12 protein-coding genes and 1 pseudogene are annotated in these 17,048 nt (G+C 42.1%); 2 read left to right on the top strand and 11 right to left on the bottom strand.

The features are described from left to right. Positions 1-350 precede the first annotated feature (350 nt). Positions 351-1,085, bottom strand: a pseudogene (locus tag OH456_RS25965) (AAA family ATPase); the annotation flags it as partial. 6 nt (positions 1,086-1,091) lie between these two features. Further along, positions 1,092-2,237 (bottom strand): exonuclease SbcCD subunit D, encoded by a 1,146-nt coding sequence (locus tag OH456_RS04920; RefSeq protein ID WP_270032925.1) that lies wholly within the window; start codon positions 2,235-2,237, stop codon positions 1,092-1,094. A 442-nt stretch (positions 2,238-2,679) separates the two neighbouring features. Here OH456_RS04920 and OH456_RS04915 point away from each other — a divergent pair, with 442 nt between their 5' ends. Beyond that, entirely contained in the window at positions 2,680-2,976 is a 297-nt protein-coding gene (locus tag OH456_RS04915; RefSeq protein WP_006073617.1) for a hypothetical protein, read from the top strand. Positions 2,977-3,006: 30 nt separating this feature from the next. Here OH456_RS04915 and OH456_RS04910 read toward each other — a convergent pair whose 3' ends face one another. From OH456_RS04910 to OH456_RS04870, 9 genes are all read right to left on the bottom strand, one after another. After that, positions 3,007-4,299 (bottom strand): ATP-binding protein, encoded by a 1,293-nt coding sequence (locus OH456_RS04910; protein WP_006073615.1) that lies wholly within the window; start codon positions 4,297-4,299, stop codon positions 3,007-3,009. An 11-nt stretch (positions 4,300-4,310) separates the two neighbouring features. Beyond that, positions 4,311-5,018, bottom strand: coding sequence for a response regulator transcription factor (locus OH456_RS04905; protein WP_038222812.1), 708 nt, complete (start codon positions 5,016-5,018; stop codon positions 4,311-4,313). A 326-nt stretch (positions 5,019-5,344) separates the two neighbouring features. Further along, the gene (locus OH456_RS04900) at positions 5,345-8,500 is read right to left on the bottom strand and encodes an efflux RND transporter permease subunit (RefSeq protein WP_270032924.1); all 3,156 of its coding nucleotides are present in this window, start codon (positions 8,498-8,500) and stop codon (positions 5,345-5,347) included. A 3-nt stretch (positions 8,501-8,503) separates the two neighbouring features. After that, positions 8,504-9,637 carry an efflux RND transporter periplasmic adaptor subunit gene (locus tag OH456_RS04895; RefSeq protein ID WP_006073611.1) on the bottom strand — a complete coding sequence of 378 codons (1,134 nt, stop codon included), beginning with the start codon at positions 9,635-9,637 and terminating at the stop codon, positions 8,504-8,506. Between the two features lie 124 nt (positions 9,638-9,761). Then, on the bottom strand, positions 9,762-10,616 hold the full coding sequence (locus tag OH456_RS04890) for a mechanosensitive ion channel family protein (RefSeq protein ID WP_006073609.1): 855 nt from the start codon (positions 10,614-10,616) through the stop codon (positions 9,762-9,764). Between the two features lie 28 nt (positions 10,617-10,644). Next, complete coding sequence (gene pepT / locus OH456_RS04885; RefSeq protein ID WP_236111616.1) at positions 10,645-11,874, bottom strand: peptidase T; 1,230 nt, start codon at positions 11,872-11,874, stop codon at positions 10,645-10,647. Positions 11,875-12,324: 450 nt separating this feature from the next. Then, positions 12,325-12,513, bottom strand: coding sequence for a hypothetical protein (locus tag OH456_RS04880; protein ID WP_006073603.1), 189 nt, complete (start codon positions 12,511-12,513; stop codon positions 12,325-12,327). Positions 12,514-12,799: 286 nt separating this feature from the next. Then, positions 12,800-13,753 (bottom strand): TerC/Alx family metal homeostasis membrane protein, encoded by a 954-nt coding sequence (locus OH456_RS04875; protein ID WP_006073600.1) that lies wholly within the window; start codon positions 13,751-13,753, stop codon positions 12,800-12,802. 468 nt (positions 13,754-14,221) lie between these two features. Next, positions 14,222-14,797 carry a hypothetical protein gene (locus OH456_RS04870; RefSeq protein WP_270032923.1) on the bottom strand — a complete coding sequence of 192 codons (576 nt, stop codon included), beginning with the start codon at positions 14,795-14,797 and terminating at the stop codon, positions 14,222-14,224. A 170-nt stretch (positions 14,798-14,967) separates the two neighbouring features. On the opposite strand from OH456_RS04870, the gene OH456_RS04865 reads away from it, so the two are divergent. Next, on the top strand, positions 14,968-17,022 hold the full coding sequence (locus OH456_RS04865; protein WP_270032922.1) for an alpha-amylase: 2,055 nt from the start codon (positions 14,968-14,970) through the stop codon (positions 17,020-17,022). Positions 17,023-17,048 lie beyond the last annotated feature (26 nt).

Genomic DNA, 17,048 nt, shown 5'->3' with positions numbered 1-17,048 from the left:
GAGTAGCTTTCTTCATTGAGCGCTTCACTCCTTTTATGAACCAGTTTTTGTTGTTCCAAAGCAGTAATAGAAGCATCTCGTTCCTTCTCCGCTTGTTGTATTTTTCCACGTCCAATATCAATACGTTCCGATAAAGTTGACATGTTTTGTTCAAGCTTTATGGTTTCATCAAAAGTAGGTCTAATTTTTATTGCCTGCTTGTGACTCGTCATAATTTGCTTGTTTAGTGCAATTTCTCCGCGTTTGTCGTTTAGCGTTTTCGCCTCAGCCTCTACGTTGCTCTTAGCTTGGAATCTCTTTTCTAGTGACTGCGCTTGATCATATATTTGCTGAGCTTGGTTTTTTCTCTTTTCAACGACCTGTAATTCTTGCTTTGCGCGCTCAACATTGGGAGATAACACATCTAAAGAGTCATTGAGCTGCTGTAAAGATTCAAGAGAAGCTACATCTAATGCGCCTTTAATTTGGTTATCAAATTCCTCTTTCGCTTTGCGAATACCTGCTGCTTTATCAAAAAGAGTACGTTCTATCGCCGCATAGACTTGTGTTTGAAATAACTGACCAAAGATAGATTCCCTCTCTTTAGAACTTGCGGTTAGCAACTCTCTAAACTTTCCTTGAGGAATCACCATCACTTGTCGAAACTGCTTAACGTCAAGTCCTAGCAGTTCTTGTATCGCGACACCTACTTGTTTAGGTTTATTAGCAATAAGCGTGTTGTCGCTAAGCTTAAGTAATGTAGCACTATGGCTTCGTTTTGTTGTACCTTCTCCACGCTGTTTTGGAACTTCCTGATCGGGACTACGAGTAACCTCATACTTCTCACCCGACAGTTCAAACTCAAATACCAAGGTGGTCAGCGTTTTACTATCAGCATAATCACAACGCATTTGATCGCCAGTACGCTCGCTTCCAGTGGTCTCGCCATAAAGCGCGTAGCAAATCGCATCCAGAATTGAGCTTTTTCCAGAGCCCGTGGGGCCATTGATAAGAAAAAGTGGACAATCACCTAGCTGAGAAAAATCAATACTCTCTTTACCAGAGAATGGACCAAACGCCTGCAGAGTCAGTTTTAAAGGTTTCACTATTGATTACTCCTCAGACTGCTTTTTCAACGACATCACAACTTCTGATAACATGTCCTTTTGATTGTCTGTCATTTCGTCACCTTGGACTTCCAGGAAAAAGTCCCTGAACATATCCACTTCAGAACGACCTAAACGGGCTTGTGATATTTCTTTATCCACACCGACCAACATTCCAGGCTTTTCTAAATGAAGTACGTTTGGGTAGACCTCTCTTAACTTCGCCATTGGATCGAGAATCGCGTGCTTATCCGTCAGTCTTACCAATAGATAATCATCAAGATTTGCATCGCTTCGACCTAGTTCAAGTAAGTTCTCTAACTCTCCTTCAAGCACTCGCATATCGTGCGGAGCGTTTAAAGGCAAAGCTCTTGTGGTTATCTCGCCACTCTCATCACAGATTTCCACTAACGTCACACTTTTTCTATGATGCTGTTCTGAAAATGAATACTTCATGATCGAGCCGGAATAGCGAATGGTTTCTAGTCCTCGTTTTTGAGCTTGATGAAGGTGCCCTAACGCGACGTAATCAAACGACTTAAAATGTTCATAGCTGACACGATCGGCTCCCCCTATTGATAATGTTCTCTCTGATTCACAAGTCTCAGCACCATCAATAAAACAATGGCTAATAACTACATTATGTACATCTTTATCTAAGACATTACCGATCTGGGAGGCAAGGTAAGCATGTGCGTCATCATGATTATTGATTTGAATATCATAATGGTGCCTTACCGTTTCAGGGTCGCTATAAGGCATACCATAAAAATGGACTACGCTATCCTGAGCGGACACAATCTCGACCGGAGTACAGAGTTGTTCAAGTGAACTAATGATGTGCAGGCCTGCTTTATCGAATTGCTTTGACCCGAACCCCAACCTCTTTGCCCCGTCGTGGTTACCAGAAATCATAATTACCGGCACGTTCAAATCTTGAACTATATGATTCAAAAAACCGTCGAGAACTTCAATAGCTGCGGTTGGTGGTACTGAACGATCATAGATGTCACCAGCAATGATTAGCGCATCAATATGATTTTCAGTAACGTATCGAGTGATTTGGTTCAAGACTTGCTTTTGATCTTCAAGCAAAGAGACATTGTGAAACTGTCTCCCTAAATGCCAATCAGAGGTATGGATAAATTTCATGCGGTTCAATTTGTTATCGATAATTTCCTTTTAGCAAAGTATATCATCAGCGCTTCAGATTCCTGCGAAAAACTTCTCGTTCAGATCACTTAGCCTTAATTGCCATATTCTTAGCAATAACCGCCAAAAAATGGGGGTTTTATGAATTTTGATATCAGTTTAGTTATAAATACCACTACTCCCCGACAAAAATAAAAACGGGTAAAAGGGTTTATGAGAGTCAACCACAGTTGATTTAACTGTAATTACTCGCGTTGTTGGTCATGTGTGTTTCAGCATTCCATGATCACGTTATCGGCTCTACGTTTTGTAACTTAGCTGATATTACAATTGGTTGAATTTCTCTTATCGCGGTCTGCTCATGGATGGCTGGCCGCACTTTTAATCCACTCAACGATACGTCAGACAAACAATGTCTAGAACAATAATAAAGGAGACGAAAATGAAAGCTCCACAGCGAAAAGATAGAATTGAAGATCTTCTACAAGGGGTCGCTAAAGAAGTGCATGCCTACCTTCACGAATGCGGACGTTCAACTTCCGATGGCTGGGTTTCTTCCGTGACAATTCAGAAGCAGCTTGGGTTAAAGCACCATTGTAATCCCATTGGATGCTCAAACGACACGCCCAAAAGCTGGGTGTTTAGCGTCATTATGAGAAAGTTACAAGACCAAGGTAAAGTAGAATATAAAAAAGTGGGTTCCCGTGTTACTTATCGAAGTCGCACCTTTGTGCACTGACCTTCAATAACCATTAATAAGAAAGGAGCCTTACGGCTCCTTTCTTATTGGTAGAATCAAACTAAAACATGCTCCGCCCAACTCACTGTGACTGACTTCCACGTTTCCACCATGACGAAGCATAATGTGTTTTACGATAGCAAGACCGAGCCCATAACCGCCAGACGCCCTGTCCCTCGCTTTATCTACACGATAAAACGGCTCAAACAGCATACTCCAGTGTTCTGGCTCTATACCGATGCCATCATCATGAACTTCGATCGCGATATGATCAGAATCAGGAACCACTTTTACAACAATGGCATCTTTTGCATAACGTTTGGCATTACCAATCAAGTTCACTAGTGCTCTGCATAGAAGAAAACCATCTATCTGTGCTGGTAGCTCAGTCTGATAGGTTTGCAGAAGAAACTTTTGCCCTATGTGATGTTCCCACTTAGCATGATTCTCCTTAAGCCACTCTACTAGGTTTACACTCTCTAGGTTAATTGCAGCATCTGGTCGTTCTACTCGAGCATAATAGAGCAACTCATCAACTAACTTTTCCATGTCTTCAGTATCTTCGATGATGCTGGTTAGCTGCTTTTTCGCTTCTGGGTCTTGTATTTGCTCTAACAGTATTTCGCTTTGCCATTGAATCCTAAATATTGGCGTTCGCAACTCATGAGCAACAGCATTAGTTAACGCTTTATTGCTGATCATAAGATCAGCAATCTTGGTCGCCATTCTGTTAAAGGTCCGATTCAACTTACCTAACCTCACCCAATGACGTTCTGAGGCTCTCGCTGCAAAATTACCACTGGCAAATTCCATTGCTGTTTTCTCCAAAACTCGGAGACGACGGCTCAAGAACCAAATGAGTACAAAGCTGAATGCAACAAAGCTTGCTAAGAAAAACAGCCACACCACTTGATTCCCAAACTCAATAGCTTTAATCAGTTCAGAGTCTGGGTCATCAGAGAGCTCGAAGTAATTAGGGTTATTATCAAACTTCAACCATAAATGACTGTCATCATTTAACAAAAAATGCGTATCTTGGTTTTCTTTAAAATACTCACTAATTGGCTCTGGAAGCTTATCTTGCGGATACTGCTCTAGCAGACGGTGTGTTTTATTTGCGAAAAGCTCCATAAGTTCAATGGCTTGCTCATCACTTTCATTGGTCGACACATGATTCATGATGTCGCGAAACGCTTCCACACGAAGGTTGGCGTCAACTAAATCAGGGTCCGTCTTTCCGTAAATTAGGTATTCATAACCATAGATACTGGCTGCGAATAGTAAGATCAAACCTACTAGAGACTCTACAAATATACGCCACACAATAAGCTACCTTAGTGTTTCCAACCATCGGCAACGAATAGATAGCCTTTTCCACGCACAGTGATAATACCTTTAGGATTTGTCGCGTCATCAGAAAGCTTTTTACGTAATGTCACTATTCGGTTGTCGATAGTACGATCTATACCATCATAGTCTATACCGCGTAATTGGCGAGTAAGGTAGTCTCTTGAAAGAACCTCCCCGGCTGATTTTCCAAGTAACCACAATAGGTCAAACTCACTATCAGTTAGTGCGACATCAACATTGTCATACTTACAGCTTCTGCTTTTTTGGCAGATAACTAAACTGCCAAAGGACATGGAATTTCCGTCTATTTGTACGTGGTCGTCAGTAGGACGTCTCAATAAATTACGGACACGAGCTAGTAATACACGAGGCTTAATCGGTTTAGATACAAAATCATCAGCCCCTGTTTCTAAGGCAGCAACATGGTCAAAATCGTCATCACTGGCCGTGAGCATTAATATTTTTCCCTGATAACTATCGCGAACCTCTCTACATATAGATAATCCGTCTTGGCCTGGAAGCATAAGGTCTAAAATTGTAATGTCAGGATTGAACTCGGTAATTAGCTCAGCTGCTTCATTGCCTTCGAAAACTGTCTTTACCTCAAAACCCTGAGCTTTAAAGTAATCGCCTAACATCACGTTGAGCTTCGTGTCATCTTCTACAATTAACAATTTTTGATTTACCATGATTGAGTCCAACTCTTCTCTATATTGATCGCAACAATACATAAATTTACATAATACTACAATCAGACCTGTTTACAGGTGCGTCAGATTATTCCTAGCACGCCTGTTGGTGCATATAACTATATTTATACAAATTAACTCTATAATACAATAACTTATACCACCATCTTAGTCCGCGTTAATTGAACGCCGTACAAAATACAGCCCTAGTCTCTTTTTTAGATCCTACTGTATGGATTTGTCAGAATCCATGAGACAGAACATTACATTTTATAAAAAAGCCCCTCTATATAGAGGGGCTTTAGATTAGAATTTAGCTTTTTTTTAGATTATTCGTCGTCTTCTAGAGGTACTAACTTAGTACTTCCACCACGTATTTTCTCACGTCGATGTTGAATCATGGCGTAAAAGCCCGGAATCAAGAACGTACCGGCTAGCAATACACATAACAATCCACCAACTAATGAAATACCTAACGAATTTTGACTTACGTGACCGGCACCAGATGCAAAAATCAAAGGGAATATACCTAAGATAAACGACCAAGACGTCATATTCACCGCTCGGAATCTCAGCATCCCTCCTCTAACAGCTGCATCATCGATAGCCACATCTTTATCTTCACGCTCTAGTTTGGCGAATTCTACTATCAATATCGCATTCTTCGCCGCCAACGCTATGAGCAAGACGAGACCTATTTGCGCATAGAGGTTAAGAGGCGTACCAGTCAGATTCAGAGCTATAAACGACCCCAATGTCGCGACCGGAACAACGAGTATGATGGCTAAAGGAATCGTCCAACTCTCATATTGAGCCACCATGAACAGATAGATAAATATTAACGCTAACGCAAACGCGTAAATCGCTTGGTTACCCGCTAGTACTTCTTGGTAGGCCATTCCTGTCCATTCATACTGGTAACCCATTGGGAGTACCTCAGCAGCTACCCTTTCCATCGCAGCAATCGCATCACCACTCGAATAACCAGGAGCTGGTAGTCCTTGGATAACAGCACTTCGGTACATGTTGTATCGCCACGCGACGTCTGGTTCAAACACTTGTTCGTAAGAAACCAATGTGCTTAATGGAATCATCTCACCGTTTGAAGAGCGCACGTGGAACAATTGTAAATCTTCCATTCCACTTCGATACTGGGCATCAGCTTGTACCGTCACACGGAAGTTCTTACCAAACATCGTGAAGTCATTCACGTACAATGAACCTAAGTTACCCTGTAGCGTTTGAAATATCGATGAGAGAGGGATCCCTAACTGTTGAGCTTTCTCACGGTCGATATCGACATAGTAATGTGGAACATTTGCTCGGAAAGTACTGAACGTATAGGCTATTTCCGGTTGTTGATTAGCCGTCTGAATCACATCTTGCATTACTAGAGCAAGGTCAGTTCGGCTTCGTCCTAAGGTATCTTCTAGAACAAACTCGAAACCCGAAGCTGCTCCCATACCCGGAACCGCTGGCGGCCCCATTGCAAACACAACTGCTCCTGGAATCTGCTGAGCCGCCATTCCATTAACTCGTGCTGCAATCGCGTTTGCAGAATGATCACCTTCAAATCCGTTTCGCTCACTCCAGTCTTTCAGTTTGATAAACAGTGAAGCACCATTGGAAGCCGCGGCTCCGGTCATAAACGCATATCCGTTAGCAACCGTGATTCCATCGATTCCCGGTTCCTGCTGCACTAGATTCACCAATTTTTCAGTGGTTTCAGTAGTACGAGATAACGAGGCTGAATCAGGAAGTTGGACGTTTACCAGTAGAATGCCTTTATCTTCTTGAGGAACAAACGCTGTTGACGTATTTTTCGAAAGGAAAGTTACTGCGCCTACCGCAATAATAAAGAATGTCATTAGCAGCAAGGATTTTTTAACCAAAAATCCTGCAACTTGGCCATATCGCATCGTGATACGTTCTAACAGTCCGTTAAACGTTTGGAACCAACGAGCTGTGTTTCCTCCGCCCTGTTTCAATACTAATGAACAAAGTGCTGGTGATAGTGTTAACGCGTTTATCGACGAGATGATTACCGAGATACAAATAGTCAGCGCAAACTGGCGGTACATGATTCCTGTGATCCCTGGGAGCAACGTCACAGGAATGAATACAGCCAATAGAACCAGCGTCGAGGTAATAATCGGCCCTGTTACCTCTTTCATCGCCATCAAGGTTGCTTTTCTTGGCGAGATATGAGGATTGCGTTTCATGATGGTATCCACATTCTCGATAACCAAGATGGCGTCATCCACTACGATACCAATTGCAAGAATGATCCCGAATAAGGTTACTGTATTGATCGTAAAGCCGGTCATGTTCATCACGGCAAACGTACCAATTAGAGATACCGGGATAGCAACAACTGGAATTAATGTTGCTCGCGCACTACCTAAAAACAGATACGTTACTGCGATTACTAGTAAAATAGCTTCCACCAGTGTTTTAACTACGCCCTTGATCGATTCTGCAACGAACACCGTCGTGTCATAACTGGTTTCATATGCCATTCCCTCAGGGAAATTGACACTTAGACGCTCAAGTAAATCCATCACTGCCTGTCCACTTTCTAATGCATTAGCATCAGATTGTAGGTTTAGCGCAACGATTGATGCGTCCTCACCACGGAATTGACCACTACCGTCATAGAACTTCTTACCCAATTCAACACGAGCAACATCTTTTAAGTAGACCGTTGAACCATCAGAGTTTGCTCGAAGAACGACGTTTTCAAACTCGCTGACTGACTCAAGACGACCTTTAGTTACTAGGTTAAATTGTACCTCTTGTGGATCAGCATAAGGCGCAGCACCGACCCTACCCGCAGCAACTTGAACATTCTGTTCTGCTAACGCCGCATAGACATCGCTGGTAGTCATTTTTAGATTCGCTAGCTTATCGGGGTCTAACCATACGCGCATCGCGTATTCACCGCCACCAATAACGTTAACTTCACTAATGCCTTTAACACGAGCCAGCTGATCTTTAACGTTGAGATTAATGTAGTTAATCAAGAACTGGTCATCGTAACGACCATCTGGAGAATAGAAGTTTAGAACCATCAACAGATCAGGCGAGCGTTTTTTAACTGTTACCCCGACCATACGAACTTCTTGCGGAAGTTTTGATTCTATCTGCGATACGCGGTTTTGAACGTTAACCTGAGCCATGTCCGGATCAGTACCGATGTCGAAGGTTACGTTTAGGTTATATGAACCATCGTTAGCACTCTTTGAGGACATGTAAATCATGTTCTCTACACCATTCACCGACGTCTCTATTGGGTCGGCGACAGCTTCTTCAACGACTTCCGCACTTGCACCTGTATAATAAGCGGTAACACTTACCGATGGCGGACTGATTTTAGGATACTCAGCAACCGGTAGAACCATCAAAGAAATAGCACCGGCGAGTGTGAGTATTATCGAAATAACCAAAGCGAACTTTGGTCTTTGAATAAAGAAACGACTTAACATGTATTAGGCACCCTGTTCTTGTGACTTAGGCTCTTGAATACGTACAGGGATTCCATTTCTTACACGTTGTAGACCTTGAGTGATAACAACATCAGTAGTTTTAAGACCAGAGCGAATCACAACACCCGTTTCCACCTGAGGTCCTAGCGCAACATTGCGGCGCTCCGCCACATTTCCTTCAGAAACGATCATGACAAAGTCACCTTCTAGGTCAGTTTGTACTGCTCGTCTTGGCACAGTAACTACGTCGCTCGCCTCTTTTTCCATAAGCTCAACGCGAACATGTTGACCTGGTAACAGCCTTTGACTTGGGTTTTCAACCACGGCACGCATCGCTAATGTGCCAGTATTAAGATTAATTCGGTTGCCTAAAAAGTCGATTTTCCCTTGTTGCTCATAGACACGACCATCTTCTAGGATAACGTTGACTGCTACGCCATTGGACTCATCAGAACCATCACCTTCGATTTGGTCCATGCCTAAGGCAAGTCGTTCTCGCTCTGATATGCTGAATGAGGCATAGATAGGGTCCATACTCACTAGAGTAGTAAGCACACCTGAAGACGGAGATAACAAGTCACCCGTACTCACTTTACTGTCAGAGATTCGACCCGTGAATGGTGCTCTGATCGTAGTATGCGATAGGTTTACTTCAGCAACTTTCTCTTGTGCAATTCCAGCTTCTAATTGCGCGCGAGCGCTCATTAGTGAAGCAGTTAACGCATCAAATTCGGCCTGAGAAATATTGTTTGATTTAACTAGGTTCTTACCACGCTCGAAGTCCAGTTCTGCTTTCTTTAACGAGGAGCGAGCTTCTGAAACCATAGCTTTTGCGCTCGCTACTTGAGCTTCAAACGTTGATGGCTCGATGGTATAGAGCAACTGTCCTTTTTCTACAATTTGCCCTTCTTGGAAATGACGTTCCAGTAAGTAGCCTGAGACTTGAGCTGTAATAGCCGTGTCTTCTACCGCATCCATGCGTCCGATGTAAATTTTACTTTGTTGATGAGGAACCACCTCCACCGCTTGGGTTTGTACTAGAGGCGCTGGCGCGTTTTGTTGGGTATTAGTTGTTTCACCGCACCCTGCTAAAAGAACAGCAGAGACTAGGCTAGCAACGAGTAGTTTTTTAGGCATTGAAACACCATTTTATCTTCTAATTGGAACAAGCTTTGGCAGACTAGCAAATTACAAGTCAGCTGAATGTCCGAGAAGTATTAATAGTTATATTGAAAGTGTTTCAAAATATAACGAACTGTTTTTACGTAGTTTTTTCTATATCTCTTGGAAATGCATGGTGGTAGATATTCATAAAATCAGCGCGAATTTCTTGCTCTAGATGTGTCGCTAATTCTGTTGGGCAAAATATCATTACATGTAGAATTTGTTCCCCCGTAGCGCCACTAGAAATGTGGATATGTGGCTCTGAACCAGGAAGATCGACGCCGGCATGTTTCTCTATAACACTGTTATAGCGCCGCGCAACATCGATAAAGCTCTCACTATGGTGTTCAATTTTACTCGTAAGTTCAGGTAATAACGGGAATAAGTTGTCAAACCCAGGAACAATAATAGAAAAGCTATGGTAGACATACCTTTTCATGAAGTTTAGGTTTTTTACCGCGTAAGTGAAGAACATGCTGTTTGGCAAAGTGATCGTTTTGCCAGTGAAGTGATATTGGCCGTGATACAAGTCTATCTCTTGAATAACAGTCGCCATTAAGTTGTGCTCTATTACCTCACCACTCGTTTTGCCAACCTCAATCCAATCTCCGATTCTAAATGAACGAGAGCTCGCTCTTTGGATAGAACCAGTAAAGCACAGGATAATTTCTTTGGAGGCAACGACAATAGCGACGGCAATAGCCGTAACCGACAGTGCAAACTCACTGATTTCAGACTTCCAAACCAAAAACAACGTGATAACGATAATAGCAAAAGAACCATTTTTAGTTCTCGACATCCATTTACGCTGATCTTCAGATAAGAAAGCGACATCCCCTCGGATACCAGAAAGGGTCACTCGGCGAATGACTAAGATAACAAGGACGACCAGAAAGCTTAATAACAGTTTGTTTTCTAATAAGAACGCTATTACTTTTTGAAAATCTTCCATGGTCGCCTACTGCATAACTTTGTTTTCCCTAACGATAACGAATTGCAGTGTCTTTCGCAATTTGCACAATCACGTTTACTGCTAATTCCATTCCTTGAACGGTAATAAATTCATGAATACCGTGGAAATTATAACCACCAGTGAAGATGTTTGGACATGGTAGGCCCATAAACGATAATCGTGCTCCATCCGTACCACCACGAATCGGTTTGATGTTTGGCTTAACATCGCAAGCTATCATCGCTTGTTTAGCAATATCGATAATATGTGGATGTGGTTCAACCATTTCCTTCATATTAGAGTAGTTATCAGTGATCGTTAAAGTGACGAGTTTCTGTTTGCTACCTTGGTTAAATGTCGCGACCTTATCCTCCAGGTAAGCTTTTCGTCTCTCCAGACCTTCTTGCTCAAAGTCTCGCAAAATATAATGTAGCGTAGATTTCGGTACTGACATTTCTGCAGTTGTCAGGTGGAAGAAGCCTTCATAGCCTTCTGTCATTTCAGGCGTCTCTTCTGAAGGCATTTCTGCTTGGAATCGCGATGCGAAAGTCATGGAGTTCACCATCTTGCCTTTCGCAGTGCCAGGGTGAACATTGTTACCATGAAACGTCACCATTGCGGCGGCTGCATTAAAGTTCTCGTATTCAAGCTCTCCGACAGGTCCACCATCTATCGTGTAGGCCCACTGTGCCCCGAACCTCTCAACATTAAACAGGTCTGCGCCACGTCCTATCTCTTCATCTGGGGTGAAGGCAATTTTGATGTCGCCGTGAGGGATATCTGCATTTTCGATCAGATGCTCTACTGCAGAAATGATCTCTGCAATACCTGCTTTATTATCTGCACCTAATAGCGTCGTGCCATCGGTGGTTATGATGTCATGCCCATGTAACTCATGAAGATCTGGATACTGTATCGGAGACAAGACTTCCTCGCCCTTACCCAAAGCAATATCACCACCTTGATAATTTTCTACTAGTTGAGGTTTTACGTTAGCTCCTGAAGCATCAGGGGCTGTGTCCATATGTGCAACAAAACCGATGGCTGGAACGTTGTAGTCAACATTGGAACGAAGTGTTGCCATTACATATCCGTTGTCATCTAGAACAACTTCATGCAGACCTAGTGATAGAAGTTCGTCTCTGAGAAACGCAGCGAATGTCGTTTGACCTTTTGAACTTGGACAACAACCTTGTGACGGGTCTGATTGCGTGTCAAACGTGACATAATTGAGAAACCGGTCGATAAGACTTGTCATTTTTTCACCTTACGTTCTTATGAATATTGGTACTCATCATACGTAAACTCATTGTCAGTAAATTGCGATGAATCAGTTTTATATAGATTGAGTGAGAAAAACGCCAATTAATATACGCCTATTACCCTACGCCCTAAATTTGATAGTTTGGGCTGATGACGATTAGAGACATTAGATAAATAATGAGTTTATAAATTACGTTTACCAATCTAAGTGTGGGCTTATCTTATGACGGTCAATAAACATTACGTGTTTTCTCCAGAGGATCTTAGTGAGGCTACTGAAGTAGTTACAGAAAACACATCTCGAGAATCAGAAAGAGTTGAGTTAGTAAAAACGTTACAGAAAAAAGGTGGTTTTGAAGAACACTGATAGGGTTAAGATTATTAAAACGAGCAAAAAAAAAAGAGCACCTAGATAACTAGGTGCTCTTTTTCAAATTCTTTGTGTTTATCGGTTTATACCGATATCACGCTGCATATGACCAGATAATTCGTTTGCGTAGTAAGTGTTCTCTACTTCGCCTTTACCGAACATAATGTCTAGTAAATGTGCAATCAATCCTTTGAAGTTAACCGCGTAGGTTTTCTTTTCCATAGAGGGTACAGCGATAGTTTCGATGTTCATTGCTTGTGCCATGATTGCCTCTCTTAAAAACTGGGTAACTCGTTGTTGTTGGTGACAATATTAGGCAAAAAAACGCTGTTTAAAAAATGACAAAATTTGGGCATTCGCATTAGTTATTCTAATAAAACAAGACATTAACAACAGCCAGTTAATGTTATCCCAAAATGGTGACTACATAGTCACAATATGCGTAAATAAATGCATAAATAGCAAACCATATACGTAACAACAATATGGTTGTTATATTATTGTTAAACAAAAAACCTCTTATAATTAAGAGGTTTTTTGCTATTTGTCGTTAGCTATTCTTATCCACCATGTGCGGTTCGCGCTTTTCTCGATAGAGCGATGCAACCGTTGCTACGGTCATAGTCACAAGAATCACACTTAACGACACCCAGGTTGGAATTTCCCAAGCTGAACCTACTAATGCCATTTTCACACCGATGAAAATCATAATGAATGACAACGCTGGTTTTAAGTAAACAAAACGATTCATCATCCCCTCTAGTACAAAGTACAAAGAACGTAACCCAAGCAGAGCAAATACGTTAGCCGCTAGTACTAAGAACGGTTCTCTAGTAACTGCAAAAATCGCAGGAATTGAGTCTAGAGCAAACATAATATCCATAAACGCAATCACACCGATTACGACTAACATTGGCGTAAATACACGTTTGCCGTTTTCGATAATAGATAACTTGTTACCATGAAAATCATCTGTAACGGGCACTAGCTTTCTAATTACACGTTCAGGTAATGGGTTTACTTCATCCTCACCTGAGTCTTTAGCAAGCTTAATACCTGTCCAGATCAAGAACGCCGCGAACAAGTACATTACCCAATGGAACTCAGCAAGTAACTGAGCTCCAACACTGATCATGATTGCTCTTAAAACCAATGCACCTATAACACCCCAAAGCAGAGCTCTTGGTCGCAAATGTTCAGGTACTGCGTACTGGTGGAAGATAATTGCAAACACAAACAAGTTATCCACGCTCAGCGATTTCTCTAATAGGTAGCCTGTTAAGAAAGACACCGTCGCCTTTTCCGCAGTGTAATCACTTGCTGGAGCGTAAAAGTCCCAGAATAAGTAAATCGTTGCAGAAAAAGCAAACGCTAGTAGAAACCAAAATACACTCCATATCGCTGCTTTGCGAATAGAGATTTGACCACCGCGAGTTTGATATATGTCCAACGCAACCAGAGCTAGCGTTAGTACAAAGAAAGAAACATAAATAGATGGGCTCATAAGTCCTCCAGGCGGAAGGACGAAGAGTATGGGTGTCGACCTTCCACAAACAAATACTTCACTCAGTAACAAAATACTGAGCATTTGATTGCGTTGGTCTCGTCAAAGCGCTGTCTGCGCTCTTATTTGCCGGATAAGCTCTAGACTTAACGAGATGACGACAAATAAACGGGTGACTACTCCCCAAAACGAGCGGATTGTATGCCTCAAATTTGAGGTTGTCTATCTTTTTTGTGAGCTAAAAACGAAAAAACCAGCACTTTCTTTTTATGCTGGTTTCACGTCTTGGTTTGTAAATCTTGATTACGCTTTTACTTTATCCGTTGTTTTCTGGTTTGTTTCTTTCCAGTATTGAATACGACAACGATGAAGCTGTGCACGTCTCATCTTTTTCATGGTTAACTCCTTCTATACTTTACGCAATTCAAGTTACTTTTTGAATGTAACATTGAAATGACAGTCGTAAGACTATTGTGTGACAGTGTTAGAAAGCTGGGGAAAGTCCCAAGTGAGCATGATTTGCTCTTTGTCACTTGTCATTAAAAGCGTTTCTGTTGCTAACGTATTCTGAATCTCATTTTTACGGATCCAGGTAAATAGTTTGGACTCAGAAATGGGATATAAGTTCAAAAATTCTATGAGTTTCTTATCGGCTATATGAGGTAAATCCTGATTGATTAAATCTTCAACAATCAATTCCTTACCCGCTATTTTAACGCTTTTTAATTGATAGCCGTCAGAACGCAGTAACGTCTGAAGCCTTGTGTAATTTGTAACCGTCATTGGTATGAAAAAAGACACTCGCGCTACTGACTGATTCACAACATCGATCTCAGCCACCATTGGAATGCCACGGTATGTTGTATCAAAACCACAAAAACGCTGATGTTCTATTGCACCACAGTCATATACATCAGACAGAGACCTAACCTGATTTAAGGTACTTAACGGCAACTCTCCCATCACATAACGAGATGGCCATGTAGTCATAGCAAAGGAGATAGAGGGAATCAGAAGTGATAGCAACAGTATTCTTAATTTCATCTCTCTATAGTACCTTTTATTTCTTTCTACGAACTCATCCCCCTCTAACTCATCCTTAAGAATCTGTTATGTGAGCTTACTCTGACTTTGAGGCGTAGAGCATGAGAATGATGTGAGACCGTTTGTGGCAACTTATAGTAACCTCGGATTATTAGAACAACGGAATGAGCATGAAACATAAGACCCTACTTGCTTATATGCTGTTGGCTTCGCCATCGCTATTTGCATCACCCTACTTAACCATCTCTACCTCTACAACGAGCAGAGACTATCCACTCGACCCTACAACGCCATTAGTCGTCACTCTTAATAAAGATAAGTATCAGCTCGAGATCAGCGCTACAGATACGCTCTGCAATAATGAGTTGCCCAATAAGGTCAAGTTCAACACTCCAGTTCCTCTCCTGTGCGGTAAAACATCTACTTTGCCTTTGAATATTAGGTTCACCGGAGACTACGCCTTTAGCTACGATGAAAAACTTCACACATTAACCTTTAAACGACAGCCTAAAAAAGTGGCTAAAACTGAGTTTAAACGTCCAATACCAGATGTTAAGTGCGAAAGGCTCCCTAACCAGCTCCAGACTATTGATCTAGGAAGCTCTTACCCCGATGGGACACAATTGAAAGATGTGTTTTCAGGTTCAGTAGTCACTGTTCATAATGGTCAAGTCTCACTACAACCAAACGCATCGAGTGGCGGTCTAACCTTGTTAGAGCCAGTTAAATCAGTCCAATCGAACACCAAGTTCGACTATAGAAACGCCAACATCTATTTCGTCATGGTCGATCGTTTTAAAGATTCTAACCCGGAGGCAATACAACCTTACGGACGTCAAAAAGATGGTAAAGATGAGGTCGGGACATTTCATGGTGGCGACTTAAAAGGCGTCACAGAGAAGCTAGATTATATTAAAGCGCTTGGTACCAACGTGATCTGGCTTTCTCCTATCGTAGAGCAGGTACATGGTTTTGTTGGGGGTGGCGATAGTGGATCGTTTCCATTTTATGCCTATCATGGTTACTGGGCTCGTGACTTCACCAAAATTGACCAGAGCTTTGGTAATGACAATGATTTGATGCAGCTTGTTTCTGAAGCCCATAAGCGAGGGATAAAGGTCTTGTTGGACGCAGTCATTAATCATCCCGGCTATTCAACACTTGCCGACCTACAATTCGACCACATTGATGTTGCCAAAACTACCAATATACTTCCAAAGACCTGGGCACACTGGGCACCTAAGAAAGGTGAAAATTGGCACAGTTATCACATCAATATAAATTACAACTCACACAATTGGGCTGATTGGTGGGGACCTGATTGGGTAAGAACTGGGCTACCTGGCTATGATAAGCCAGGCTCTAGTGATACAACTTTGTCCCTTGCAGGTCTGCCAGATTTCAAAACAGAATCAAATAAAACCGTTCAACCACCAGAGTTTCTACTAAATAACCCAGGCACACGAGTAGTCGCAAGACACAATTATACCGTCGCCGACTACTTAATCGAATGGCAAACTGATTGGGTTAAACGCTTTGGTATAGATGGATATCGAGTTGATACCGTCAAGCACGTTGAAGGCGAGGTCTGGAAAAGACTCAAAGCTGAAGCGACGTCTAGTCTTGAGTTGTGGCGTTCAGAAAATAACGTTGAAGGACAGCCTTTCTGGATGATGGGTGAAGTTTGGGGGCACAGCGCCTACAGAAGCCCCTACTTTGATGATGGGTTTGATGCTTTAATTAACTTTGATATGCAAAAGAAGCTCGACAAAGGCGCTGCATGCTTTAGCCAAATGGCAGACACTTATCAGCATTACGCTGACACCATTCAAAGTTCACCTGATTTTAATCCCGTAAGCTACATGTCTTCTCATGACACAGAACTGTTTTTTAGCCGCTTTAAAGACTATGACATGCAACGAAATGCGGCCAACGCCCTGCTACTAAGCCCTGGTGCGATTCAAGTCTACTACGGCGATGAGGTGGGAAGAAACATCGGTCCTTATGCAGATGACTTCCATCAAGGTACTCGCTCGGACATGATTTGGGAGCTTTCAAATGATAAGCAAAAGCTGTTGAAGCACTGGGAAACAGTTGGACAATTTAGAGATCGACACCCAGCCATCGGTGCAGGAAAACATACGGTATTGCCGAATGATAACGCTTACGTATTTTCAAGAGAATTAGGCGACGACAAAGTCGTCATCGCCTATTTTGGAAACTAACAGCTAGAGCCAATCAATCAAGAGTT

The organism is Vibrio sp. La 4.2.2 (assembly GCF_027586995.1).
Taxonomy (GTDB): Bacteria; Pseudomonadota; Gammaproteobacteria; order Enterobacterales; family Vibrionaceae; genus Vibrio; species Vibrio mediterranei.
This window is presented reverse-complemented; position numbering and strand designations above follow the sequence as displayed.